The following is a 22,412-nucleotide window of genomic DNA, read 5'->3' on the forward strand; positions in this document are numbered from 1 at the left end:
CTTCGCCGTTTACAGCGTGTGATGAACGCCGTGCTTCGCCGCGATCTCCGGCACCGTCTGCTCCCCCCGAAGCGCCTCCAGCGCCACCTTGGCCTTGAACGCGGCGCTGTGATTCCGTCGTGTCGACTTGCTCATGGTCCTGCTGTCCTCTCTCCGTTGGCAGAGAGCAAAACCCGAGCTTAACGACATGTCCACTTTCCTGGGACCAGCTCACTGGTCCAATGGCCAAACCGAAGGCCAGATCACCAAGCTCAAACTCGTCAAACGCCAGATGTATGGCCGCGGAAAGCTTGACCTCCTCCAGGCCCGCGTCATCGGCGCCGGTAAGCGTCAGCGCAGCCCCGCCTTCCCAGGGCGTTATTGATGGGCATGCTTGCCGCTCGGCTTGAGTGGTGGACGCATGGATGACGTGACGGTGATCGGCAAGGAGGCGCTTCGAAGTGCTCATACGAGCGCTTCGGAGTTGCACGGCGAGGTTTTGAGCGGGCCGGAGCGGCGGCGGCGCTGGAGTACCGAGGAGAAGCTGCGGGTTCTGGCGCAGAGTGTGGCGCCGGGGTCGTCGCCGAGCCTGACGTGCCGGATGCACGGTATCAGCACCGGTCAGCTGTCGACGTGGCGCAAGCAGTTCCGGTCGGGTGAGCTGACGGGGTTCGTGCCGGTCTCGGTCGTTGCCGATGCGGCGTTGCCTGAACCAGCTGTCGCTCCTCAAGCGGCGGAGCGGGCCCCCGTTGCCATCGGCGTGATCGAGGTGGAGCTGCCGACCGGCGTGCGGCTGCGGATCACCGGCGATGTCGGCGAAGCGGCGTTGCGCCGGGTTTTGGCGGCGTTGTCGTGATCGGCATTCCGGGCAATGTGCGCATCTACCTGGCGTGCGGCGCGACCGATATGCGCCGTGGGTTCGACAGCCTGGCCGCCCAGGTGCAGACGATGCTGAGGCTTGATCCCCACGACGGCGCGCTTTACGCCTTCCGGGGGCGGCGGGGCGACCTGATCAAGATTTTATGGTGGGACGGCCAGGGCCTTTGCCTGTTCTCCAAGCGGCTGGAGCGCGGCCGGTTCGTCTGGCCGCAGGCCCGGGAGGGCTCGGTCGTGCTCACCTCCGCCCAGGTTTCCATGCTGCTGGAAGGGATCGATTGGCGGACGCCGGTGCGCACCTGGCAGCCGGACGCGGCCTGCTGAGCACGCTCGGTTCCATGCGGCCCCCGGCGCGTCATAGTGACTCGGATGCTGTCCACCACCCTGCCGGTGGTGGTGTTTTCGGGTAGAATCCGCCCCATGACCGACGTTGCCGCAGAGATCGCCGAGCTTCGTGCCCGGCTCGCCGAACGCGAGGCCGAACTGGCCGCGGCGCGGGCGGAACTGACCGGCGCACGTCTCCTGATCGAGCAGTATAAGGCGCAACTGGCCAAGCTTCGCCGGATGCAGTTCGGCCGCTCGTCGGAGAAGCTCGACCGGCAGATCGCCCAACTGGAACTGATGCTGGAAGACCTGGAGGAAGGCGAGGCCGCCCGGACGGCGCCGTCGCTGGATGGCGGGAACGCGGCCCCGGAACGGCGCCAGCGGGACCAGCGTCATCCGGTGCGCCGTCCTCTGCCGGAGCATTTGCCACGCGAAGAGGTCGTCCATTCCCCAGGCGACGTCTGCCCCGGCTGCGGCGGCACGCATTTCTCCCGGTTGGGTGAGGACGTGACCGAGGTACTGGAGAAGATCCCGGCCCGGCTCAAGGTGATCCGCCACATCCGGCCGAAGCTGTCTTGCCGGGCGTGCGAGGCCGTCCTCCAGGCGCCGGCCCCGGACCTGCCGGTGGAGAAGGGCCGCCCCGGGGCCGGCCTGCTGGCCAATGTCGTGGTGTCGAAGTACCTGGACGGGCTGCCGCTCTACCGGCAGTCGGCGATCCTGGCGCGTGAGGGCATCGCGATCGAGCGCGCGACCTTGGCCGATTGGGTCGGCCATGCCGCCTGGTGGGTAGCCCCCCTGGCCGGTCTGATCGGCGCCCATGTGATGGCGGCGCCAATCATCCACACCGACGACACGCCGGTCAAGGTGCTGGCCCCCGGCAACGGCCAGACCAGGCTCGGTCGGCTCTGGACCTATCTGGTCGATGAGCGGCCCTGGTGCGGTGACCGTGCGCCGGCGGCGTTCTATCGCTTCAGCCCGGACCGCAAGGGCGAGCGCCCGCGTGAGCATCTCTCCGGGTTCAGCGGGGTGATCCAGGCCGACGCCTACACGGGCTATGAGGCCCTGACCCGGCCATCGGGCCTGGTCCCGCCCGGTATCGTTCCACCAGGTATCGTCCATGCGGCCTGTTGGGCGCATGCGCGGCGGCACCTCTACGACCAGTACGAGAAGACCAGGTCACCCATCGCCGAAGAGGCCTTGCGCCGGATTGGGCGGCTCTACGAGGTCGAGGCCACGATCACCGGCCTGTCGGCCGACCAGCGCCGGGACGCGCGACGGCAACTCGCCGTTCCCATCCTCGACGACCTCAAACCATGGCTGGAGGCGCAGCAGCGGCGCCTGTCGGCCAAGAACACGCTGGGCAAGGCGATCGGGTATGCGCTGAACCGCTGGAACGCGCTCACCCTCTATGTCGCCGACGGCCGCATCGCCATCGACAACAATCCCGCCGAGCGCTCCCTGCGTGGCATCGCCCTTACCAGGAAGAACTTCCTGTTCCTGGGCTCCGAGGCGGGCGGCGACCGGGCGGCACTCCTCTACTCCGTCCTGGAGACGGCGAAGCTGAACGGGCTCGACCCCGAGGCCTATCTGGCGGATGTCCTGGACCGCATGGCCAAGGGCCATCCGATCAACCGGCTGGCCGAACTTCTGCCCTGGAACTGGACACGCCGGGCTGACAAACTCGCGGCATGACCGCCGACGCCCCCCTCCCGCCAGAGCTCATCGCGACAGTCCGCATCGATCTGCTCGACACCGACCCGCCGATCTGGCGCGAGGTCGAGGTGCCGATCACGATGACGCTGAAGCAAGTTCATGGCGTCATCCAGGCCGCCATGGAATGGCAGGATGCCCATCTCTGGTCATTCGCCAGCGACAGCGAGGAGATATCCCAAAGCCGGGCCGCCAAGCTGCCGCTTCAAGACCTGCTGCGGCCTCGCAAGACCAAGCTCCTCTACACCTACGACTTCGGTGACTGCTGGGAACATCAACTGACTGTGACCCGGCCCCGTCCGCCCGAAATGGGTGTCGCCTATCCCCGCTACGTCGCCGGGGAAGGTGCCGCGCCGCCGGAGGATTGCGGCGGCATTCCTGGCTTCTATGCTCAACTCGACATCCTCGCTGACCCGAACCATCCCGATCACGATGAGGTCAAGGAGTGGCTCGGTGACTACGATCCTGGCGCCTTCGATGAGCAACCGGTCAGGCAAAGACTCGCCCGCATCGCCGCTCGCCGGTCAGCACCGAAAAAGGCAAAGACGCGGTGATCCGCTGACGCTTACCGGCGCCGAATGATCTGCCCATCATCAAGTTTGCGTCAGAGCCAATTTTGGGTGCATCCAGCCCCGATAACTGGGGCACTTTTCCACGCCGGATAACACCGTGGTCGTGACATGGCCTGTTCCCACCGCTGTTCACAGGGTGAATCGAATCACGAAACGCCCTAAAAGGGGATCCCAAATCGCAAGAAAGCGGAGGTCGAGCCCCCGCTTTCCTGCAAATCCGATTACTGACCGGGCGCCGAAACCGCAGCCTCATCAGGGGCTTAGCGATTATTCACGGACGACTTGGTATCAATCTGTGCCACGACCGTCGTAATGCCTGGTTGTATATTACTTTGGTTTATTTCGAGTCGGTGCCGGCATTTTGGTGTTGGCGTAGGGCCTTCAGTTCGGGGATGCGCTTCTGGGAATAGGCGTAATCCTCGGGAATGCCGATGTCGATGAAGTCGCCTCGAACTGGAACTGCGGCGACATTCAGGTCGGATAATCGTGGCTGTAGAAAATCAGTTTCGATGGAGAACCGCTCCGGCAATGTCCAACGATCCACCAGGGAGCGGCGGAATAGGTAGGCGCCGGCATTGACGGCGCCCGGCCGGCCGGGCGCTTTCTCACGAAAGCCGGCCAGTCGCCCATCCACGACGCTGACCAACCCATAGCGTCCGCAGTCGGCGACATGGCACACGGCCATAGCCATGTCGGTTCCCGAATCCTGCAGAGCCGTTTCCATCTCATCTGCCGGGAGGTCGAAATAAGTGTCACCATTAAGCGTGAAGAAGGTCTCCCCTTCCACCAGGCGAGCCGCTTGCCAAATGGCGCCACCCGTCCCCAACGCGGTCTCTTCCACCGCATATTGGACCGCCATGCCGGCGAACGTATCGCCATACGCCGCCATGACCTTGTCGTGCATGTAACCCACCGCCAGGATGACTCGGCTAAAGCCTTGGTCGGCCAGTTGTTCCAGTTGCCAATGCAGGAAGGGGCGACCGGCCACCATGGCCAGTGACTTGGGCAAGTCGCTGACCACGGTGCGCAGACGGGTCCCAAGTCCTCCAGCCAGAATGACCGCTTCGCGCATTACGCCGCTTTCGGAAAAATGCGCTGCTCGATCAGGCCGCAAATCATGTGGCCCAAGGCTTCATGACCCTCCTGGATGCGCGGTGTGTGGGTTGAGGGGATGCGAAGGCAAAGATCGCACAGAGCCAGCATGTCGCCGCCTGTGGCGCCGGTGAAGCCCACCGTCTTCACGCCGCGCTCCTTGCAGGCGGCCAGGGCGCGGATGATGTTCTTTGAGCGGCCCGAGGTGGACAGGGCGAAAAATACATCGCCTTCCCGACCCAAGGCCTCGATCTGCCGGGCAAAACTATAATCGTAGCCGTAGTCGTTGCCGATTGCGGTCAGGATGGAAGTGTCGGTGGTCAGCGCGATGGCAGCCAGGCCCGGCCGATCATAATTGAAACGGCTCACCAACTCGCCAGCCCAATGCTGGGCGTCGGCGGCGCTGCCCCCGTTGCCGGCGAACAGGATTTTGTTGCCGGCCTGGAGGGCGGCGACGCTCAGGTCCACCACGTCGGCGACACGCTGGCAAAGGTCCGTGTCGGTTTGCATGGCTTGCAACATCTGGATGGTGGCGCCCAGTTCCTCTTTAATCGCACCGATCATCGCACTCTCCACGCTTTGGCTCCCTCAGAGGTGAAATAGCAGGCCGAGGCCGTACCACCGAACTGTTGCAGCGCCTTGATAACCTTCTGCCGGCATTCCGGCGGGGCCAGGAAGAACATGAACCCCCCGCCCCCGGCGCCCGACATCTTGCCAGCGAAGGCCCCGGCCTCGCGGGCCGCTTGATCGATGGCGTCGATGTTGGAGTTGGAAATAGAGTGGGCGCTACGTTTTTTTGCTTCCCAGCCAGCCTGAAGGGCGCGCCCGAGGGCAGGAATGTCCCCGCGCAACAGGTGTTCTTTCATCGCCACCGCCTCACGTCGCAGCGCGTGCATGGCATCGATAGAGGTTTGGTTGCCGCTTTGGACGTTGCTGACCTGCTCCGCGATGATGTTCGCGGATTCGCGCGAGACCCCGGTGAAGTAAAGCACCAAGGACGATTCTAGTTCGCAGGCGATCCAGTTTTTCACTCGTAGCGGGTTAACGATGACACGGTCCTCGGCGTAGAACTCCATAAAATTGAATCCGCCGAAGGTGGCAGCGTACTGATCCTGCTTGCCGCCCTTCAGGCCCAGATCCTTGCGCTCGATGATGTAGGCCAGATGAGCCACGTCATATTCTCCCAGCGGCAGCGCGAAGGCCTCGACGAAGGCCTGCACCATTGTCACCACGAGGGTGGACGAAGACCCTAGGCCCGAACCAGCTACCGCGTCGGAACTTGTCCTCAGCCGGAGCGATACTGGCCGCCCTCCCAGGTAGTCGCCTACAATGCGGTTGTACACGGCTTTGTGAAGGTCCAGGCATCCATCCGGCGGCAGCCTCACCACCACGTCATAAGTGGTCATCTCGTTACGATCCAATGCCTCGAAAACAATCTGGCCGTCATCGGTGATTTCTAGCATCGCGTATGAGAACTTGGAGATGGTGACATTCAGGATGGCACCCGTATGAATGTCGCAATAGGGCGAAACATCTGTGCCACCACCGGCCAGCCCAAGCCTGAGGGGCGCACGTGCACGAATCAAAGTGCCAGCTTTAGGATTATAGGCGAGGGCCATTATAAATCTCCTCAATCTCACCAAATAGCAGGACGCTTATCGATTAAAGAACATGAACCGCCCCGAGTTTACCGAAGGCTGACTGTTGTGAGTCATGCCGCCAAGGTTTAGTTGTCGGCAGCAGCATAGTAGCGCGCCTCGGCCTCGGCTAGCGGGATATTCCCGATGGGGGCCAGCAAACGATAGTCGTCTGTGAATAATCGCTAAGCCCCTGATGAGGCTGCGGTTTCGGCGCCCGGTCAGTAATCGGATTTGCAGGAAAGCGGGGGCTCGACCTCCGCTTTCTTGCGATTTGGGATCCCCTTTTAGGGCGTTTCGTGATTCGATTCACCCTGTGAACAGCGGTGGGAACAGGCCATGTCACGACCACGGTGTTATCCGGCGTGGAAAAGTGCCCCAGTTATCGGGGCTGGATGCACCCAAAATTGGCTCTGACGCAAACTTGATGATGGGCAGATCATTCGGCGCCGATGACGCGGGCCTGGAGGAGGTCAAGCTTTCCGCGGCCATACATCTGGCGTTTGACGAGTTTGAGCTTGGTGATCTGGCCTTCGGTTTGGCCATTGGACCAGTGAGCTGGTCCCAGGAAAGTGGACATGTCGTTAAGCTCGGGTTTTGCTCTCTGCCAACGGAGAGAGGACAGCAGGACCATGAGCAAGTCGACACGACGGAATCACAGCGCCGCGTTCAAGGCCAAGGTGGCGCTGGAGGCGCTTCGGGGGGAGCAGACGGTGCCGGAGATCGCGGCGAAGCACGGCGTTCATCACACGCTGGTGAACGAATGGAAGCGGGCGCTGACGGCCGGAGCGTCCTCGGTGTTCGAGCGGGGGACGGAGCGTTCGACCAAGGAGGCGGAAGGGCTGACGGACGAGTTGTACAAGCAGATCGGCCAGCAGAAGGTGCAGATTGATTTTTTGTCTCGCGCGCTCGGCAAATGAGCCGGGCGGAGAAGCGGGCGATGATCCGTCCCGGGCACCCCGCCCTGTCGGTGGCGCGGCAATGCGCGCTGATCGGTCTCAACCGGTCCAGCTTTTATTACAGGCCGGTCAACGACAATGCGTCGGATCTGGCGCTGATGGAGCTGATCGACCGGCAGTTCCTGGAGACCCCCTGCTATGGTTCACGGCGAATGACGGCGGTGCTGCGCCGGGCGGGTCATGCCGTCAACCGGAAGCGGGTGCGGCGGTGATGGGGGTGATGGGCTTGCAGGTGATCTGGCAGAAGCCGAACACCAGTAAGCGGCACCCGGCGCACAAGCTGTATCCCTACCTGCTGCGGGACCTGGTGATCGACCGGCCGAACCAGGTGTGGGCCACCGATATCACGTTCAGTGCGCCTCGTCCCGGATGGTCCGGGGTGCATATGACTGGAATGCCAAGGAGAAAGGAGGAATTGAACGAAGGCCCTGCCCTCTGCTGTGGGGGGGCATGAGCCCAAGCGGCGGTGACCTGTCGTCAACTGACAGGGTGACGTAGCCCGCAGGAAAAGGGGACTGAGGCGAAGCCGTTACGCCGAGATGGTCCCCGAGGCTGAAGTGCTGGAAGGTCGAGGAACACGAACCGGTTAAACCGCATCCGAGGGCTGAAATGTCGCCTTCGCCTACACGGCTTAACAGGCGGAATGCCGATGGTGCCGTCGGACACGTAAGTCGATGGCATCCGAACTCGGGCGCAGATGTAAGGCGACCCGAGGGGACCCATGGGGAGAACGCAGCCAGACCATGGATCGGCGTCGACTTGCGGGACGCAAGGACAAGGACTGCGACCGGCAACCTCCCCAGCGCGTGAACGTCCAGCATATGAACGAGGGAAGGCGTGATGGAATGCCAAGGGAGTTGGCCCCGATGCCCATCATGCTGGCGGAGTCCTCGTAGTAGTCCGCGACAGGGAAAGCCTGTCACATGGCGAAGGGGGACAGTTCAACCGGCTTGGCGCGCAAACTACCTGACCCAACGAGGTGAAGACCTTTGATAATCAGCGAAATGCAGCACAAGCTCGCGACATGGGCCGAGAGCGACCCGAACCGCCGGTTCGATCGCCTCCTCCGGCTCGTGGCTGATCGGGAATGGCTTGCCGAAGCCGCCCGGATCGTCCTGGCGTCGAGTGGCGCCAAGACACCGGGCATTGACGGAATGGACAAGCGGTGGATGCAGGCTGAACTGGCGGAACACCTGGCCAGCCTGCGAACGGACCTGCTGTCGGGGGACTACCGTCCACAGCCGGTCAAGCGACTCTATATCCCCAAAGCCAACGGCAAGACGCGACCACTGGGTATCCCGACCCTGAGGGACCGCATCGTCCAACGCGCGATGCTGATGGCCATGGAGCCGATCTGGGAAAGCGACTTCCATCGCCTCTCCTACGGCTTCAGACCCGAACGCAGCGTGCATCACGCCGTCCGGACCGTGAAGCTCCAGTTGCAGGATGGGGACGTGGGAACGAGGGGCCGCTGGATCGTCGAAGGCGATCTGGCGAGCTACTTCGACACGGTTCACCACCGGCTTCTGCTTCACTGCGTCCGGCGGCGCATCCGGGATGATCGGTTCACCGATCTGCTCTGGCGGCTCCTGAAGGCGGGCCACGTTGACCGTGGCCTGTTCGTGGCGTCGAGCGAAGGGGTTCCGCAAGGCGGCGTGTTGTCGCCGCTCCTGTCCAACATCATGCTCCATGAGTTTGATGAGTGGCTGGAGGCGAAATACCTGAGCGCGAAAGCCCGCAAGGACCGCTGGGCCTGGAACTTCGGCATCCAGCAAGGGCGCCCCATCGCGGTTCGGGAGAACCGGCAATGGAAGCCCGCTGTCGCCTACTGCCGCTATGCCGATGACTTCGTCGTCATCGTCAAAGGGACAAGGGCGCAGGCCGAAGCCATCCGCGAGGAATGCCGGGCCTTCCTGGAAGGTCGCCTGAAGCTGACGTTGAATATGGGCAAAACCCATGTCACCCACGTCGACGACGGGTTCGTCTTCCTCGGGCACCGGATCATTCGCAAGCGGGGGTCGAACGGGGGTATGTCCGTGGTCACCACCATACCCAAGGAGAAAGCCAAGACCTTCGCCCGTCGTCTGGTCGAGGCCCTCTCCGGCAATCATGATGTTGCCGCGGTGGACATGATCGACAGCCTGAACCGCGAACTGGTGGGATGGGCCGCGTTCTACAAGTTCACCGACTTCACGGCGCGCACATTCCGGCGCATCGACACCGTCGTGTTCTGGAAAATGGCGCACTGGCTGGCGCGGAAATATCGCTCCCGCATCAAGCCATTGATGCGAAAATGGTACCAAGCTCCAGCCACCGGCCAGGCGAAGACTTGGCTGGTCTATGGCCGAAGCAATCGGGGAAATCCCGTCGGCAAGGCGCTGCGTCGACTGGCCTCCAGCCAGAAGGCGCAGTTCCGGTGGCGGAACCCGGAGCGAAATCCCTACATCTTCAGGGACGAACTCCGAAACACCGTCACCTCCCGCTATCATGATGTCGCCTTGGCCCTGGGCCAAGGTTGAAGGGAGAGCCGTATGCGCTGAAAGGTGCACGTACGGTTCGGGGAGGGGAAGCGCCCCAGCGCTTCCTACTCCACTCCCCATGCCGCGGGGGTTCCTGTATCTGGTGGTGATCATGGACTGGTTCAGCCGCAAGGTCCTGTCTTGGCGGCTGTCGAACACGATGGAGGTGGACTTCTGCATCGAGGCGCTGGAGGAAGCCCTGGGCCGCTATGGGAAGCCGGAGATATTCAACAGCGACCAGGGCAGCCAATTCACCAGCACGGGCTTCACCGGCGTGCTGACCGGCGCGGGCGTGAAGATCAGCATGGATGGTAAGGGGCGGTGCATCGACAACGTCTTTGTTGAGCGGCTTTGGCGCAGCCTGAAATACGAGGACGTCTATCTGCGAGCCTATGACACCGGGTCGGCGGCCCGAGCCGGTATCGGTACCTGGCTGGCCGCCTACAACACCCAACGACCGCATCAGGGGCTGGCTTATCAGACCCCCGATGAGGTCTATTTCCGCCGCCCAGTGTGGACGGGGCTCGCCCCGTCCACACTGGCTGTGGCAGCTTGAGTAACCAGCAGTGCGCAATCCGAGCTTAACGAACGGTCAAACCTGTCCAGCCAAGGGGGGCCAGCTCAGTATGCCAGCGTCGCCTATCGGCGGATCTTGGCAGACAACGGCTTCGTCGGCTCCATGAGTTCGGCGCGGCAATCCCTACGACAACGCCAAGGCCGAAAGCTTCATGAAAACCCTGAAGGTCGAGGCCGTTTATCCCATGGCGTACGAGACCTTCGACGACGTCGTGGCCGATCTGCCGCGTTTCATCGATCTGGGTTACAATGCCCGGCGCCTTCATTCAGCGCTGGGCTATCTCAGCCCTATTGCATTCGAAGAACAACACGCCCGATCACCGGTCAATTCCGCGGCTTGAAGCTGTCCACCCCAAGGGGCGCACTCCACACTTCTGGGGAGTATTCATCCGCCACTGACAACGGTTGCCGATGTCTGCGGGCGGTAGGACGAGATGGCCTGACAGTCGAACGGCAGTAAGGAAACCTGGGTGTTGTCAACGGCCTTCGAGGCCGGGCCGATTATGAGGGACCGGGTTGCGCGGATCTCCATCTTGGCAGGGGGCATCGCCCCGAGGCCGGATACGTTGAAGCAGACTGATCAAGGCTGGATCGTCAAACCACCTGTGGACGGGGCGGGCCATACGTTGGCACGCGAACTTGCGTCACCAGCATGAGCCGGGCAAATCGGGGCGGCGAATTATCCAGGCTAGATAACCCGTTGGGGCACAATCCCCGGATTGATCGGAACCCCAGCCGGCTTCAGTCGGAATCCGCCGTTGACAAAACGCAGGCAATATCTATACCTGATAGAAGCAAATGCCCTTAATGCCAACAGGAGGAAAAATCCAATCAGAACGGGGATTGATTTTTTCTGTGTACAACAGGAGCGCGTCAATAATGAAAAATCACTTGAAAAAATCGATATTTTAAGAAAGTTACCAATTGCGATCCAGCAGTTCTATAGCCCCGCGAGTCGACTTAAACGTTTCATGGTCGGTCGTTATTGGTATTTATTTACGATGCTGTAGTGCGAATGATGGCCATTAAGAAATAGTTGCATCTTCCCCCTGAGTTTCGGTGATATCAACACTTTGTACGTGGTGAGCTTGATGCGGCAAGCGCAGGAGAGCCGGTGCCTTGTCGATGACCTCGCCCCCGGCCGGCGGGTCATCCTTGGTCAGGTGGGGGATATCGGTCTCATCGGCCTTCTTGACCATGCCGAACAGCAAGGCCGGGCCGGGATCGGCCATAGCCAGGCGCAGCTTGGCGCACAGCAACTAGGCGGTCTTGTGCGATTCCAGCCTCAGTTGCCGGCCCATATGCCGGACCGGCAGGTCGTTGGTATGCGTGGTCATCAGATAGGTCGCCCAGAACCACACGGTCAGCGGCAATTTGGAACCGTTCATCACCGTCCCCGCCGTCACCGAGGTTTGCCCGTGACATTGGCGGCACTCGTCGGTCCAGGCCTTGGTGCTCAGGCCCCACTCCCAGTCGCGCCCGCAGCCAGGACAACGGAACCCGTCCGGCCACCGCGCTGCCGCCAACCGGGCCGCACATGCCACCTCAACGGCGAACTGATGCTGAAACTCCAGGATAGAGCGGGGGAAGTCGAGTATGGCGGGACATCTCGGCGCTTATCTGTTCGCCATATGCTCTATCATGCCAAGCTAGTCCTAGCACTAGGTATTGATGCCCCGGAGCCTCAGGGACAAGCCGCAAATGGATAATAATCTCATATTGGTGTTTGATGGAAACTGCCAAGCGCAGCACATTGCCGCGATTTTTTCGGCCATGGAAGGCGTGCAAGCTTTTGCCGTAGGCGGCGATCTTGGTTATGTTCCTGGTTACAATGGGCGATCGTGTGCCTATATTTCCGAATCTGAAGTTATTGAATTGTGCGCGCGCAAGTCTACTGGCAGTAAAGTCATTCAAGTCTCGCAAAGCACAATTCACATGTCTAAGGCGCCGTCCAAATATGAAGAATTGGTCGACTCGATTATAACTTTCCCTCACATTCAATTATTTTCTATTTTTCCAGATGAATTCCGACAGAATTTTGGGGGTTATTCGAACGCGAATCGCCACTATGCTACTGATCTGCGAATTTTAGAAGTTACTGAAGATCGCGCTGGGACCGGTGGACAGATTGCTAGGGCATTGCGTGAAGAGATTGCGCTCTATCCGCTGTTCCATACGTCAGTTCACCCTGGTGGGATGCTTACTTCCTTATTGGTCGAGCATATCGCCTCTAAATTGGGAATCTTGAATGAGGATGTGCGCAGTATAATTCGCGACGTAAGATCTGGAGAGGGTCTGAACTTCGCCACGGGCCACCCAGTGCCTGTAGAAGTGCGTCTGGATCTAAAATTCGACTGGGGAATACAGTATAATTATTATGAGACAATGATTCGGAGTGCCCAATCCGCAGCATGGCAAGAAACCCTGCGTGCTGCGGATTTAATTACGGATATTAGGTTTCATGATAGCCAGTATTGGCTTGCCATAGTTAAGGCCAGTCGTGCGCTTGGAGATATTGATTATGCGCTTCTCGCCCTTGAAAAGCTCCTAAGTTTATCGAGAGGGCATGATGAATTTTGGATTTATGCTTTTTCTTTTTGTAATTCGGAAAAGAGATTTGACCTTGCCTCTTCGTATGTAGAACAATGTAAGGATTACTATCGCGGCCAAAGGCGCCAATACGTAATCTTGTCTTGGATGGCAATTATTAATAGGGATCTCGACAGAGCCGTCGAGTACGCTTCCGAATATCATTCTAGGGCACCAGATCGCCCAGATTCGTGTCTCGCACTGGTAAAGAGTCTTGCTTTAACTGGGCAGATCCAACGGGCGCGCACACTCTTCGTCGATTCATACCGGTGTGGAAACATTCATACCAAGAACTGGCTGATGAATAACTTAATTAAAGTGAAAGAAACTGGTTTAGATTTGGCAGATTTGGAGTCGCTTTGACACTCATACAGAAATTCCCGCAACGTAGGCCTAATACCAAATCCTACTTGTATAGAGATGAAAGTTCCGCGTAATGGAGGATCTTGACTGTCGGCGCGAGTAACAGGCGATATCAACGGACGCCGCGCGTCCAGGAGAATCGCTTAAAGTGGGTTATGCGGACTGTGTGATGAGGGCGTGAAGGTATTGGGTATCCCAGGCGGCGGATTTTCTGCGGACTTTGAGATTGTGCTTGTCCTTTGCGCCTCGCAGGAGGTTCATAGCCATGTGTCGGATGATTGCCATGTTCTGGGGTCCGTTGCCGGATCTGAGACGGCTCAAGTCTTCATGGAGGACGACATCGAGTACCCAGTGGAGCCGGTTTTCGATATGCCAATGGGCTCGGACGGCATGAGCGAAGAGGTGGATGTCGAGTTTTTGAGATAAAAGATAGTATCGGCGTTCCAGGCTGGTTTTGCCGTTACGCTCGATCTTGGTGTTCAGAGATGGTTATCCCCTGACAGTCGCCCCCTCATGTGAGGTTATCAGGCGGCGGGTTTGAGGTTGGTTTCGGGTGCCTCCTTCTGTGGTTTGGGGATACCGTCGCGGAAGGCCTGGAGGGGCGTGCGTCCCCTCATGTCACGTCCCTGATGGGGCCGCTTGGTATTGTAGACGACCAGGTACTGGTCGAGCACGATCTGCATCTCCTCGATGGTATCGAACCAGGTGCGTCGGCCTTCGACGCGGAAGTGCTCGCCCAGCAGCGTGCGGTGCAGGCGCTCGACGATGCCGTTGGATTGCGGGCGTTTGACCTTGGTCCGCCTGTGCTCGATGCCTTCCAGTTGGAGGAAGAGTTCGTAGGGGTGCTGGTCCTCGCGGCCACAGAACTCACGGCCGTTGTCGCTCAGCACAGCCTCGACGGTGGCGCCTTCGGCCTCGAAGGTGGGCAGCACGTCGTTGTTCAGAGTCTGGACGGCGGTCAACGGCAATTTGTTGGCGTAGAGCCTGGCCCAGGCATGACGGCTGTGGCAGTCGATGGCGGTCTGCAGGTAGACCTTGCCCACACCCTTGAAGACGCCGACGAAGAAGGTGAACTGATGGTGTGGATGCCCCCTTTCCTCGGCATCGGCGGATGCCAGGCTATGATGTCTGCTGGACATCGTTATGGAGGGCACCATGACCACGACGTATTTGGTGGCGATAGACCTGGCCAAGCGGCATTTCCAGGTCTGCGCGACGGACTTTTCCGGCAAGGTGTTGTTCAATCGTGCTTTTTCACGGTAGAAGCTGATGGTGTTTCTGAGTGGCCAGCCTCGCTGCATCGTTGCGATGGAGGCCTGCTCGACCAGCCACTACTGGGGCCGGCTCGCCGAAGGTGCGGGGCATGAGGTTCGGCTGATCCCGCCGATTTACGTGAAGCCGTTCGTGAAGCGGCAGAAGAACGACGCGGCGGACGCCGAGGCGATCTCGGAAGCGGCCCGCCGTCCGAACCTTCATTTCGTTGCGGTGAAGAGTGTGGAGCATCAGGCCCGGGCGGTCACCTTTCGGACCCACCAGTGTTTTGTGAGGCAGCGGACGCAGTTGATCAACGCGTTGCGCGGCCATCTGGCGGAATTCGGCATCGTCGCGCCGGTTGGGGCGACCAATGTCACGCGGCTGGAGGAGGCGATTGGCGCCGAGGGTGACGATCTGCCGCCCGTTGTCCGCGAGATGGCTGGCTTCTACATTGAACAGATCAAAGCTCTGACGGTGAGGATCGACGGCCTGGTTCAGCGCCTGCAATCGGCATCCCGGACGGATGCGTTTCTGCGGCGTCTCTGCACCCTTCCAGGCGTCGGCCCCGTCACGCCCGGTGCACTTGCCGCCTTCGCGCCGGACCTGCGCACCTTTTCCGATGGCAGGAACTTCGCGGCCTGGCTGGGCCTGGTGCCGAAGCAGTTGTCTTCTGGAGGCAAATCCCGGCTTGGCGGCATGAGCCGAATGGGCCAGGACGATATCCGAAGGCTGTTGATCATTGGTGCCATGAGCCGCATCCGATGGATATCGTTGTTCTTGGGATCGACCTTGGCAAGAATTCCTGCAGCGTTGCTGGGCTGAGCGCCACCGGCCAGGTTGTGCTTCGCCGCCGGGTGAAACGTGAGGGCATGTAAACGGCGAAGTGATTTTCCCCAGAAGTGGCGACTTAAAAATCCCCAGATGGTTTGTTTGGTTAATTGATTGGGTGGGTGTCGGCGGGCCTCACTTTCGGCGGTCTTCCACGTTTTCGGATGGCTTGGAGCGGAGCGGTGTCGGGTCTTCGCCGGACGTTTTCCGGGATGAGGTCGGCATGCTGGCGTAGCCTGTAGCTGGCGCCCTCGATCTGTACGACGATGGCGTGGTGGAGAAGGCGATCGAGGAGCGCCGTGGCGACGACGGTGTCGCCGAAGACGTCGCCCCACTCGGCGAAGCCGCGGTTCGAGGTGAGGACCATGGCGCCCTTTTCGTATCGGGCGTTGACGAGCTGGAAGAAGAGGTTGCCGCCGCCGGGCACGACGGGCAGGTAGCCGATCTCATCGACGATGAGGAGTTGGGGGCGGCAGAGGAAGCGCAAGCGTTCCCGCAAGGTGCCTTCGCGTTCGGCCTTGGCCAGGGAAGCGATGAGGTCGGCCAGGGTGATGAAGTAGACGGAGCGTCCCGCCTTGACGGCCTCGACGCCCAGGGCCGTGGCGAGGTGGGTCTTGCCACATCCGGGTTGGCCCAGGAGATGGAGGACTTCGTGCCGGTCGATGAAGTCCAGTTGGGCCAGGGCCAGGATGCGATCCCTGTCGAGGGAAGGCTGGAAGGCGAAGTCGAAGCCCGCCAACGTCTTGACGGTGAGCAGACGGCCCATCTGGAGGGCTGCCTTGACACGGCGTGCTTCTCGCAGCGCCAGTTCCTCGCCGAGCAGGGCGTCGATGGCCTCCAGGGTGGTGAGGGTGCCGCGCTCGGCCTGGCGCAGGACGTGGTCCAGCGTTTCCAGGGCGCGCGGCATCTTCAGGCCCACCAAGTGGCGGCGAATGCTGTCGAGGGTGGCGCTCATGGCGTGACCTCGCGCTGGGCGAGGTGGCGGCCGATGGCGTCGTAAATCGCCAGGTCGCGCGGCGTGACGATCTCGCCGGGCCGCCGTAATGGTGGCGCCTGGGGAGCACTTTGCCGGGGTGTCGTGCTGTTGACGGGTGGCGGTAGGACGCGGTGCCCGGCGATCAGGTGTCGGCGCCCACGCCCTTCCAGCACAGGGTGGACGGCGATCCGGCGGCCTTCCTCCAGGATGAGGACCTGGTCGGCGGTGAGGTGCACTTCGACGGCGCGGCGCCGGGTGCTGTCGGGGACGGAATAGAGGTTGCCGCCGACGGACGCCATGCCGTCCTTGGTGATGCGGCGTTCCAGGGACAGCACGGTGGCATAGGGGATTGCGGGGACGGGCTTGAGGTGGGACCGTTCCTCGGCGTAGTGCTCGACGACGATGCGCAGGGTGGTGGCGTGGCGGCGGATATTGGCGACCTGGTCCAGCCATTGGCGCAGTTGGCCGTTCAGGTCGTCGAGGTTGCGGAAGGTACGTCCCAGGAAGAAGTCCTGGCGGATGTAGCGGAAGGGCCGCTCGACTTTGCCCTTGGTCTTAGCGCGATAGGGTTTGCAGGCCTTAGGCAGGAAGCCGTAATGGGTGGCTAGGTCCAGCAGGCGGGCATTGTAGACGATGCCGCCATCGGCGCCGTCATCCCCCGCCGCTTCGCCCAGCACGGCGGCCTTCATGCGGTCGTAGAGGATGCGGGCGGGCACGCCGCCCAGGGCCTCGAAGGCGGCGATATGGCACCTCAGCACGGTGGCCAAGTCCTGGCGGGCGACGAAGCGCGCCCAGAGCATGCGGCTGTGGCCCAGCACCAGGGAGAACAGCCACACCACCCGTTCCACGCCGGGCTCGTCGGTGAATCTGGCCTTGAAGTGGGCGAAGTCCACCTGGGCCTGATGCCCCGGCGGCGTCTCGAACCGCTGCTCATAGCCCTTGGCCGCCGCCGGGCGCACGGTGCGCAGGTAATCCTTTACCACCGTGTAGCCGCCGGGATAGCCCAGGGCTTGGATCTCCCGCAGCAGACGGCGGGCGCTCAGCCCGGGTACCGCGATTACCCGCTGGCGCAGGTAGGCTTCATAGGGCCCGACCACCGTGGGCTTGGGCGCCCGGGGCGTATAGCGGGGCGGCTCCAGCCCCTGGGCGATGTAGCGACGGACGGTCTTACGGTCCAGGCCGGTCTGCCGGGCGATGGCGGAGACGGTCAGCCCTTCACGGGCGAGTTCCAGGATCATGACAAGTTCCCCAAGTGTGACCACCAGTCCCCTCCCTCGCGCCTGCGAGGACAGTCTGGGTGACCAGTGGCCGCGAGGTCCCGGGGGGCATGCCCCCCGGGACCTCGCCGGTCAGCGAAACTGGGGAAAATTCGGGCGCCACTTTTGGGGAGTATTCATCCGCCACTGACACACGCTGGTGAACGAATGGAAGCGGGCGCTGACGGCCGGAGCGTCCTCGGTGTTCGAGCGGGGGACGGAGCGTTCGACCAAGGAGGCGGAAGGGCTGACGGACGAGTTGTACAAGCAGATCGGCCAGCAGAAGGTGCAGATTGATTTTTTGTCTCGCGCGCTCGGCAAATGAGCCGGGCGGAGAAGCGGGCGATGATCCGTCCCGGGCACCCCGCCCTGTCGGTGGCGCGGCAATGCGCGCTGATCGGTCTCAACCGGTCCAGCTTTTATTACAGGCCGGTCAACGACAATGCGTCGGATCTGGCGCTGATGGAGCTGATCGACCGGCAGTTCCTGGAGACCCCCTGCTATGGTTCACGGCGAATGACGGCGGTGCTGCGCCGGGCGGGTCATGCCGTCAACCGGAAGCGGGTGCGGCGGTGATGGGGGTGATGGGCTTGCAGGTGATCTGGCAGAAGCCGAACACCAGTAAGCGGCACCCGGCGCACAAGCTGTATCCCTACCTGCTGCGGGACCTGGTGATCGACCGGCCGAACCAGGTGTGGGCCACCGATATCACGTTCAGTGCGCCTCGTCCCGGATGGTCCGGGGTGCATATGACTGGAATGCCAAGGAGAAAGGAGGAATTGAACGAAGGCCCTGCCCTCTGCTGTGGGGGGGCATGAGCCCAAGCGGCGGTGACCTGTCGTCAACTGACAGGGTGACGTAGCCCGCAGGAAAAGGGGACTGAGGCGAAGCCGTTACGCCGAGATGGTCCCCGAGGCTGAAGTGCTGGAAGGTCGAGGAACACGAACCGGTTAAACCGCATCCGAGGGCTGAAATGTCGCCTTCGCCTACACGGCTTAACAGGCGGAATGCCGATGGTGCCGTCGGACACGTAAGTCGATGGCATCCGAACTCGGGCGCAGATGTAAGGCGACCCGAGGGGACCCATGGGGAGAACGCAGCCAGACCATGGATCGGCGTCGACTTGCGGGACGCAAGGACAAGGACTGCGACCGGCAACCTCCCCAGCGCGTGAACGTCCAGCATATGAACGAGGGAAGGCGTGATGGAATGCCAAGGGAGTTGGCCCCGATGCCCATCATGCTGGCGGAGTCCTCGTAGTAGTCCGCGACAGGGAAAGCCTGTCACATGGCGAAGGGGGACAGTTCAACCGGCTTGGCGTGCAAACTACCTGACCCAACGAGGTGAAGACCTTTGATAATCAGCGAAATGCAGCACAAGCTCGCGACATGGGCCGAGAGCGACCCGAACCGCCGGTTCGATCGTCTCCTCCGGCTCGTGGCCGATGGGGAATGGCTTGCCGAAGCCGCCCGGATCGTCCTGGCGTCGAGTGGCGCCAAGACACCGGGCATTGACGGAATGGACAAGCGGTGGATGCAGGCTGAACTGGGGGAACACCTGGCCAGCCTGCGAACGGACCTGCTGTCGGGGGACTACCGCCCACAGCCGGTCAAGCGACTCTATATTCCCAAAGCCAACGGCAAGACACGACCACTGGGTATTCCGACCCTGAGGGACCGCATCGTCCAACGCGCGATGCTGATGGCCATGGAGCCGATCTGGGAAAGCGACTTCCATCGCCTCTCCTACGGCTTCAGACCGGAACGCAGCGTACATCACGCCGTCCGGACCGTGAAGCTCCAGTTGCAGGATGGGGACGCCGGAACGAGGGGACGCTGGATCGTCGAAGGCGATCTGGCGAGCTACTTCGACACGGTTCACCACCGGCTTCTGCTTCACTGCGTCCGGCGGCGCATTCGGGATGATCGGTTCATCGATCTGCTCTGGCGTCTCCTGAAGGCGGGCCACGTTGACCGTGGCCTGTTCGTGGCGTCGAGCGAAGGGGTTCCGCAAGGCGGCGTGTTGTCGCCGCTCCTGTCCAACATCATGCTCCATGAGTTTGATGTGTGGCTGGAGGCGAAATACCTGAGCGCGAAAGCCCGCAAGGACCGCTGGGCCTGGAACTTCGGCATTCAGCAGGGGCGCCCCATCACGGTTCGAGAGAACCGGCAATGGAAGCCCGCTGTCGCCTACTGCCGCTATGCCGATGACTTCGTCGTCATCGTCAAAGGGACAAGGGCGCAAGCCGAAGCCATCCGCGAGGAATGCCGGGCCTTCCTGGAAGGCTGCCTGAAGCTGACGCTGAATATGGGCAAGACCCATATCACCCACGTCGACGACGGGTTCGTCTTCCTCGGGCACCGGATCATTCGCAAGCGGGGGTCGAGCGGAAGGATGTCCGTGGTTACCACCATACCCAAGGAGAAAGCCAAGACCTTCGCCCGTCGCTTGGTCGAAGCCCTCTCCGGCAATCATGATGTTGCTGCGGTGGACATGATCGACAGCCTGAACCGCCAACTGGTGGGATGGGCCGCGTTCTACAAGTTCACCGACTTCACGGCGCGCACGTTCCGGCGCATCGACACCGTCGTGTTCTGGAAAATGGCGCACTGGCTGGCGCGGAAATATCGCTCCCGCATCAAGCCATTGATGCGAAAATGGTACCAAGCTCCAGCCACCGGCCAGGCGAAGACTTGGCTGGTCTATGGCCGAAGCAATCGGGGAAATCCCGTCGGCAAGGCGCTGCGTCGACTGGTCTCCAGCCAGAAGGCGCAGTTCCGGTGGCGGAACCCGGAGCGAAATCCCTACATCTTCAGGGACGAACTCCGAAACACCGTCACCTCCCGCTATCATGATGTCGCCTTGGCCCTGGGCCAAGGTTGAAGGGAGAGCCGTATGCGCTGAAAGGTGCACGTACGGTTCGGGGAGGGGAAGCGCCCCAGCGCTTCCTACTCCACTGGCGACCTGGGGTGGCTTCGTCTATGTCGCCTTCGTCATCGACGCCTACGCCCGGCGCATCGTCGGCTGGCGGGTGTCGCGGACGGCCCATGCCGCCTTCGTGCTCGACGCCCTGGAGCAGGCTCTGCATGAACGACGCCCAGCCAAGCACGGCGGCCTGGTTCACCAGCATCAAGTACACCGAGCGCCTGGCGGACGCCGGGATCGAGCCCTCGGTCGGCAGTGTCGGCGACAGCTACGACAACGCCCTGGCGGAAACCATCAACGGCCTCTACAAGGCCGAGGTGATCCACCGGCGTGGGCCATGGCGATCCTTCGAGGCCGTCGAATACGCCACCCTGGAATGGGTCGATTGGTTCAACCACCAGCGGATCCTGGGGCCCATTGGCAACATCCCGCCCGCCGAAGCTGAGGCTCGCTTCCACGCCATGACGGACACTCCGGCGATGGCCGCCTGACTCAAACCAAAACGCCTCCGACAATCCCGGCGCGTGTGTGGATGCCCCCGGTTAAGCAAGAGGAATCTTCTGACGTCGTATCGGCTGCGAGGAGTTCTATCGGTCGTGTGTCAGGCCTCATGATGTGGCCTGAACGGGCCACGGGCCGGTATGCTGTTCGAGAGATGGGGTTCACATCGGTTCAGAGAGCTTTGTCGCCCGCGCGCCGGGACTGGTTATTCCCACCTGAACATTGAAGTCCTTGCCGCTTACACCGTCAGTCGATCTTCCTGCCCGGGCCGTGAGGCCCGCAACGTGCTCCGTCAGGCGCCATTACCGACTGCCGGATCACGCTGTCCGATAATCCTGTTGCTTGACCACCATCGCCCAAAGGGTCCGTGCCATCTTGTTGGCCAGGGCGACGGCAGCGACCATACGCGGCTTGCGCAACAGGAGACGCCCAAGCCAGTTGTCCGGTGTCGCCCCGCGCCGGCAGATCCATCGGATGCGGCTCATGGCACCAATGATCAACAGCCTTCGGATATCGTCCTGGCCCATTCGGCTCATGCCGCCCAGCCGGGATTTGCCTCCAGAAGACAACTGCTTCGGCACCAGGCCCAGCCAGGCCGCGAAGTTCCTGCCATCGGAAAAGGTGCGCAGGTCCGGCGCGAAGGCGGCAAGCGCACCGGCCGTGATGGGGCCGACGCCCGGAAGGGTGCAGAGACGCCGCAGAAACGCATCCGTCCGGGATGCCGATTGCAGGCGCTGAACCAGGCCGTCGATCCTCACCGTCAGAGCTTTGATCTGTTCAATGTAGAAGCCAGCCATCTCGCGGACAACGGGCGGCAGATCGTCACCCTCGGCGCCAATCGCCTCCTCCAGCCGCGTGACATTGGTCGCCCCAACCGGCGCGACGATGCCGAATTCCGCCAGATGGCCGCGCAACGCGTTGATCAACTGCGTCCGCTGCCTCACAAAACACTGGTGGGTCCGAAAGGTGACCGCCCGGGCCTGATGCTCCACACTCTTCACCGCAACGAAATGAAGGTTCGGACGGCGGGCCGCTTCCGAGATCGCCTCGGCGTCCGCCGCGTCGTTCTTCTGCCGCTTCACGAACGGCTTCACGTAAATCGGCGGGATCAGCCGAACCTCATGCCCCGCACCTTCGGCGAGCCGGCCCCAGTAGTGGCTGGTCGAGCAGGCCTCCATCGCAACGATGCAGCGAGGCTGGCCACTCAGAAACACCATCAGCTTCTACCGTGAAAAAGCACGATTGAACAACACCTTGCCGGAAAAGTCCGTCGCGCAGACCTGGAAATGCCGCTTGGCCAGGTCTATCGCCACCAAATACGTCGTGGTCATGGTGCCCTCCATAACGATGTCCAGCAGACATCATAGCCTGGCATCCGCCGATGCCGAGGAAAGGGGGCATCCACACCATCAGTTCAAGCGCCATTCTTCACAGACGACACGATAGCGTCCGTCAAGCTGGTGTAAAAGCGGCGCG

The 22,412-nt window shown here is 61.7% G+C and carries 20 protein-coding genes and 8 pseudogenes; 17 read left to right on the forward strand and 11 right to left on the reverse strand.

Annotation, left to right across the window (positions count from 1 at the left end; translation table 11 throughout):
- Positions 1 to 12 precede the first annotated feature (12 nt).
- A pseudogene (locus tag UCD39_RS25935) lies at positions 13 to 135 on the reverse strand (transposase); the annotation flags it as partial.
- On the opposite strand from UCD39_RS25935, the gene UCD39_RS25940 reads away from it, so the two are divergent.
- From UCD39_RS25940 to UCD39_RS25960, 5 genes are all read left to right on the forward strand, one after another.
- On the forward strand, positions 134 to 364 hold the full coding sequence (locus tag UCD39_RS25940; protein ID WP_330498951.1) for a hypothetical protein: 231 nt from the start codon (positions 134 to 136) through the stop codon (positions 362 to 364). The pseudogene UCD39_RS25935 and the gene UCD39_RS25940 sit on opposite strands and share 2 nt — an antisense overlap.
- 36 nt (positions 365 to 400) lie before the next feature.
- Entirely contained in the window at positions 401 to 835 is a 435-nt protein-coding gene (gene tnpA / locus UCD39_RS25945) for an IS66-like element accessory protein TnpA (RefSeq protein WP_330494635.1), read from the forward strand.
- Positions 832 to 1,179 carry an IS66 family insertion sequence element accessory protein TnpB gene (tnpB, locus tag UCD39_RS25950; RefSeq protein WP_044559820.1) on the forward strand — a complete coding sequence of 116 codons (348 nt, stop codon included), beginning with the start codon at positions 832 to 834 and terminating at the stop codon, positions 1,177 to 1,179. The genes tnpA and tnpB overlap by 4 nt, the downstream gene beginning before the upstream one ends.
- A gap of 96 nt (positions 1,180 to 1,275) precedes the next feature.
- Positions 1,276 to 2,871, forward strand: a complete 1,596-nt coding sequence (tnpC, locus tag UCD39_RS25955; protein ID WP_330494634.1) for an IS66 family transposase — start codon at positions 1,276 to 1,278, stop codon at positions 2,869 to 2,871.
- Positions 2,868 to 3,443, forward strand: coding sequence for a plasmid pRiA4b ORF-3 family protein (locus tag UCD39_RS25960; protein WP_330494633.1), 576 nt, complete (start codon positions 2,868 to 2,870; stop codon positions 3,441 to 3,443). Before tnpC ends, UCD39_RS25960 begins: the two co-directional genes overlap by 4 nt.
- Before the next feature lie 355 nt (positions 3,444 to 3,798).
- Here UCD39_RS25960 and UCD39_RS25965 read toward each other — a convergent pair whose 3' ends face one another.
- From UCD39_RS25965 to UCD39_RS25980, 4 genes are all read right to left on the reverse strand, one after another.
- The gene (locus UCD39_RS25965; RefSeq protein WP_330498539.1) at positions 3,799 to 4,533 is read right to left on the reverse strand and encodes a nucleotidyltransferase family protein; all 735 of its coding nucleotides are present in this window, start codon (positions 4,531 to 4,533) and stop codon (positions 3,799 to 3,801) included.
- A complete protein-coding gene (locus UCD39_RS25970) occupies positions 4,533 to 5,075 on the reverse strand; it encodes a D-sedoheptulose-7-phosphate isomerase (RefSeq protein WP_442943728.1) in 543 nt (180 codons plus the stop codon). The genes UCD39_RS25965 and UCD39_RS25970 overlap by 1 nt, the downstream gene beginning before the upstream one ends.
- A 38-nt stretch (positions 5,076 to 5,113) precedes the next feature.
- Complete coding sequence (locus UCD39_RS25975; protein ID WP_330498541.1) at positions 5,114 to 6,172, reverse strand: GHMP family kinase ATP-binding protein; 1,059 nt, start codon at positions 6,170 to 6,172, stop codon at positions 5,114 to 5,116.
- Positions 6,173 to 6,629: 457 nt separating this feature from the next.
- The gene (locus tag UCD39_RS25980) at positions 6,630 to 6,824 is read right to left on the reverse strand and encodes a hypothetical protein (protein WP_330498952.1); all 195 of its coding nucleotides are present in this window, start codon (positions 6,822 to 6,824) and stop codon (positions 6,630 to 6,632) included.
- Between UCD39_RS25980 and UCD39_RS25985 the strand changes: the two genes are divergently transcribed.
- From UCD39_RS25985 to UCD39_RS26005, 6 genes and pseudogenes are all read left to right on the forward strand, one after another.
- On the forward strand, positions 6,823 to 7,110 hold the full coding sequence (locus tag UCD39_RS25985; protein ID WP_330498542.1) for a transposase: 288 nt from the start codon (positions 6,823 to 6,825) through the stop codon (positions 7,108 to 7,110). The two genes, UCD39_RS25980 and UCD39_RS25985, sit on opposite strands and share 2 nt — an antisense overlap.
- 20 nt (positions 7,111 to 7,130) lie before the next feature.
- Positions 7,131 to 7,361: an IS3 family transposase gene (locus UCD39_RS25990; protein WP_330498543.1), complete on the forward strand. Its 231-nt coding sequence runs from the start codon at positions 7,131 to 7,133 to the stop codon at positions 7,359 to 7,361.
- A 792-nt stretch (positions 7,362 to 8,153) separates the two neighbouring features.
- The gene (ltrA, locus tag UCD39_RS25995) at positions 8,154 to 9,668 is read left to right on the forward strand and encodes a group II intron reverse transcriptase/maturase (RefSeq protein WP_442943712.1); all 1,515 of its coding nucleotides are present in this window, start codon (positions 8,154 to 8,156) and stop codon (positions 9,666 to 9,668) included.
- 67 nt (positions 9,669 to 9,735) lie between these two features.
- Positions 9,736 to 10,224: pseudogene (locus tag UCD39_RS26000) on the forward strand (IS3 family transposase); the annotation flags it as partial.
- A 63-nt stretch (positions 10,225 to 10,287) separates the two neighbouring features.
- Positions 10,288 to 10,412 (forward strand): annotated as a pseudogene (locus UCD39_RS28630) (IS3 family transposase); the annotation flags it as partial.
- Positions 10,397 to 10,585: an IS3 family transposase gene (locus UCD39_RS26005; RefSeq protein ID WP_442943729.1), complete on the forward strand. Its 189-nt coding sequence runs from the start codon at positions 10,397 to 10,399 to the stop codon at positions 10,583 to 10,585. The pseudogene UCD39_RS28630 and the gene UCD39_RS26005, both read left to right, overlap by 16 nt.
- Before the next feature lie 756 nt (positions 10,586 to 11,341).
- Here UCD39_RS26005 and UCD39_RS26010 read toward each other — a convergent pair.
- A pseudogene (locus tag UCD39_RS26010) lies at positions 11,342 to 11,842 on the reverse strand (transposase); the annotation flags it as partial.
- Positions 11,843 to 11,945: 103 nt separating this feature from the next.
- Between UCD39_RS26010 and UCD39_RS26015 the strand changes: the two are divergent.
- The gene (locus tag UCD39_RS26015; protein ID WP_330498545.1) at positions 11,946 to 13,196 is read left to right on the forward strand and encodes a hypothetical protein; all 1,251 of its coding nucleotides are present in this window, start codon (positions 11,946 to 11,948) and stop codon (positions 13,194 to 13,196) included.
- A 153-nt stretch (positions 13,197 to 13,349) separates the two neighbouring features.
- Here UCD39_RS26015 and UCD39_RS26020 read toward each other — a convergent pair.
- Positions 13,350 to 13,667, reverse strand: a pseudogene (locus UCD39_RS26020) (ISAs1 family transposase); the annotation flags it as partial.
- A gap of 53 nt (positions 13,668 to 13,720) precedes the next feature.
- A pseudogene (locus tag UCD39_RS26025) lies at positions 13,721 to 14,266 on the reverse strand (integrase core domain-containing protein); the annotation flags it as partial.
- Between the two features lie 199 nt (positions 14,267 to 14,465).
- On the opposite strand from UCD39_RS26025, the gene UCD39_RS26030 reads away from it, so the two are divergent.
- Positions 14,466 to 15,272, forward strand: coding sequence for an IS110 family RNA-guided transposase (locus UCD39_RS26030; RefSeq protein WP_330498546.1), 807 nt, complete (start codon positions 14,466 to 14,468; stop codon positions 15,270 to 15,272).
- A gap of 112 nt (positions 15,273 to 15,384) precedes the next feature.
- Here the strand turns inward: UCD39_RS26030 and istB are convergent, their stop codons facing one another.
- On the reverse strand, positions 15,385 to 16,233 hold the full coding sequence (istB, locus tag UCD39_RS26035; RefSeq protein ID WP_330498538.1) for an IS21-like element helper ATPase IstB: 849 nt from the start codon (positions 16,231 to 16,233) through the stop codon (positions 15,385 to 15,387).
- Positions 16,230 to 17,516 carry an IS21 family transposase gene (istA, locus tag UCD39_RS26040; RefSeq protein WP_330498537.1) on the reverse strand — a complete coding sequence of 429 codons (1,287 nt, stop codon included), beginning with the start codon at positions 17,514 to 17,516 and terminating at the stop codon, positions 16,230 to 16,232. Before istA ends, istB begins: the two co-directional genes overlap by 4 nt.
- 154 nt (positions 17,517 to 17,670) lie before the next feature.
- Here istA and UCD39_RS26045 point away from each other — a divergent pair, with 154 nt between their 5' ends.
- The 4 genes and pseudogenes from UCD39_RS26045 to UCD39_RS26060 form a co-directional block, all read left to right on the forward strand.
- Positions 17,671 to 17,835, forward strand: a complete 165-nt coding sequence (locus tag UCD39_RS26045; RefSeq protein WP_330498547.1) for a hypothetical protein — start codon at positions 17,671 to 17,673, stop codon at positions 17,833 to 17,835.
- A 20-nt stretch (positions 17,836 to 17,855) separates the two neighbouring features.
- Entirely contained in the window at positions 17,856 to 18,086 is a 231-nt protein-coding gene (locus UCD39_RS26050; protein WP_330498543.1) for an IS3 family transposase, read from the forward strand.
- Positions 18,087 to 18,878: 792 nt separating this feature from the next.
- Positions 18,879 to 20,393, forward strand: coding sequence for a group II intron reverse transcriptase/maturase (gene ltrA / locus UCD39_RS26055; RefSeq protein ID WP_442943713.1), 1,515 nt, complete (start codon positions 18,879 to 18,881; stop codon positions 20,391 to 20,393).
- A gap of 67 nt (positions 20,394 to 20,460) precedes the next feature.
- Positions 20,461 to 20,926 (forward strand): annotated as a pseudogene (locus UCD39_RS26060) (DDE-type integrase/transposase/recombinase); the annotation flags it as partial.
- A 327-nt stretch (positions 20,927 to 21,253) separates the two neighbouring features.
- Here the strand turns inward: UCD39_RS26060 and UCD39_RS26065 are convergent.
- Positions 21,254 to 22,267, reverse strand: a pseudogene (locus UCD39_RS26065) (IS110 family RNA-guided transposase).
- Positions 22,268 to 22,412 lie beyond the last annotated feature (145 nt).

Origin of the sequence: Nitrospirillum karajorum (assembly GCF_036348415.1) — a bacterium.
Taxonomy (GTDB): Bacteria; Pseudomonadota; Alphaproteobacteria; order Azospirillales; family Azospirillaceae; genus Nitrospirillum; species Nitrospirillum amazonense_B.

Coding starts and splice junctions, on each gene's coding strand:
- UCD39_RS25940 (WP_330498951.1), top strand. CDS start 134: ATGGTCCTGCTGTCCTCTCTCCGTTGGCAGAGAGCAAAACCCGAGCTT.
- tnpA (WP_330494635.1), top strand. CDS start 401: ATGGATGACGTGACGGTGATCGGCAAGGAGGCGCTTCGAAGTGCTCAT.
- tnpC (WP_330494634.1), top strand. CDS start 1,276: ATGACCGACGTTGCCGCAGAGATCGCCGAGCTTCGTGCCCGGCTCGCC.
- UCD39_RS25960 (WP_330494633.1), top strand. CDS start 2,868: ATGACCGCCGACGCCCCCCTCCCGCCAGAGCTCATCGCGACAGTCCGC.
- UCD39_RS25965 (WP_330498539.1), bottom strand. CDS start 4,533: ATGCGCGAAGCGGTCATTCTGGCTGGAGGACTTGGGACCCGTCTGCGC.
- UCD39_RS25970 (WP_442943728.1), bottom strand. CDS start 5,075: ATGTTGCAAGCCATGCAAACCGACACGGACCTTTGCCAGCGTGTCGCC.
- UCD39_RS25975 (WP_330498541.1), bottom strand. CDS start 6,172: ATGGCCCTCGCCTATAATCCTAAAGCTGGCACTTTGATTCGTGCACGT.
- UCD39_RS25985 (WP_330498542.1), top strand. CDS start 6,823: ATGAGCAAGTCGACACGACGGAATCACAGCGCCGCGTTCAAGGCCAAG.
- UCD39_RS25980 (WP_330498952.1), bottom strand. CDS start 6,824: ATGGTCCTGCTGTCCTCTCTCCGTTGGCAGAGAGCAAAACCCGAGCTT.
- UCD39_RS25990 (WP_330498543.1), top strand. CDS start 7,131: ATGATCCGTCCCGGGCACCCCGCCCTGTCGGTGGCGCGGCAATGCGCG.
- ltrA (WP_442943712.1), top strand. CDS start 8,154: ATGCAGCACAAGCTCGCGACATGGGCCGAGAGCGACCCGAACCGCCGG.
- UCD39_RS26005 (WP_442943729.1), top strand. CDS start 10,397: ATGAAAACCCTGAAGGTCGAGGCCGTTTATCCCATGGCGTACGAGACC.
- UCD39_RS26015 (WP_330498545.1), top strand. CDS start 11,946: ATGGATAATAATCTCATATTGGTGTTTGATGGAAACTGCCAAGCGCAG.
- UCD39_RS26030 (WP_330498546.1), top strand. CDS start 14,466: ATGGTGTTTCTGAGTGGCCAGCCTCGCTGCATCGTTGCGATGGAGGCC.
- istB (WP_330498538.1), bottom strand. CDS start 16,233: ATGAGCGCCACCCTCGACAGCATTCGCCGCCACTTGGTGGGCCTGAAG.
- UCD39_RS26050 (WP_330498543.1), top strand. CDS start 17,856: ATGATCCGTCCCGGGCACCCCGCCCTGTCGGTGGCGCGGCAATGCGCG.
- ltrA (WP_442943713.1), top strand. CDS start 18,879: ATGCAGCACAAGCTCGCGACATGGGCCGAGAGCGACCCGAACCGCCGG.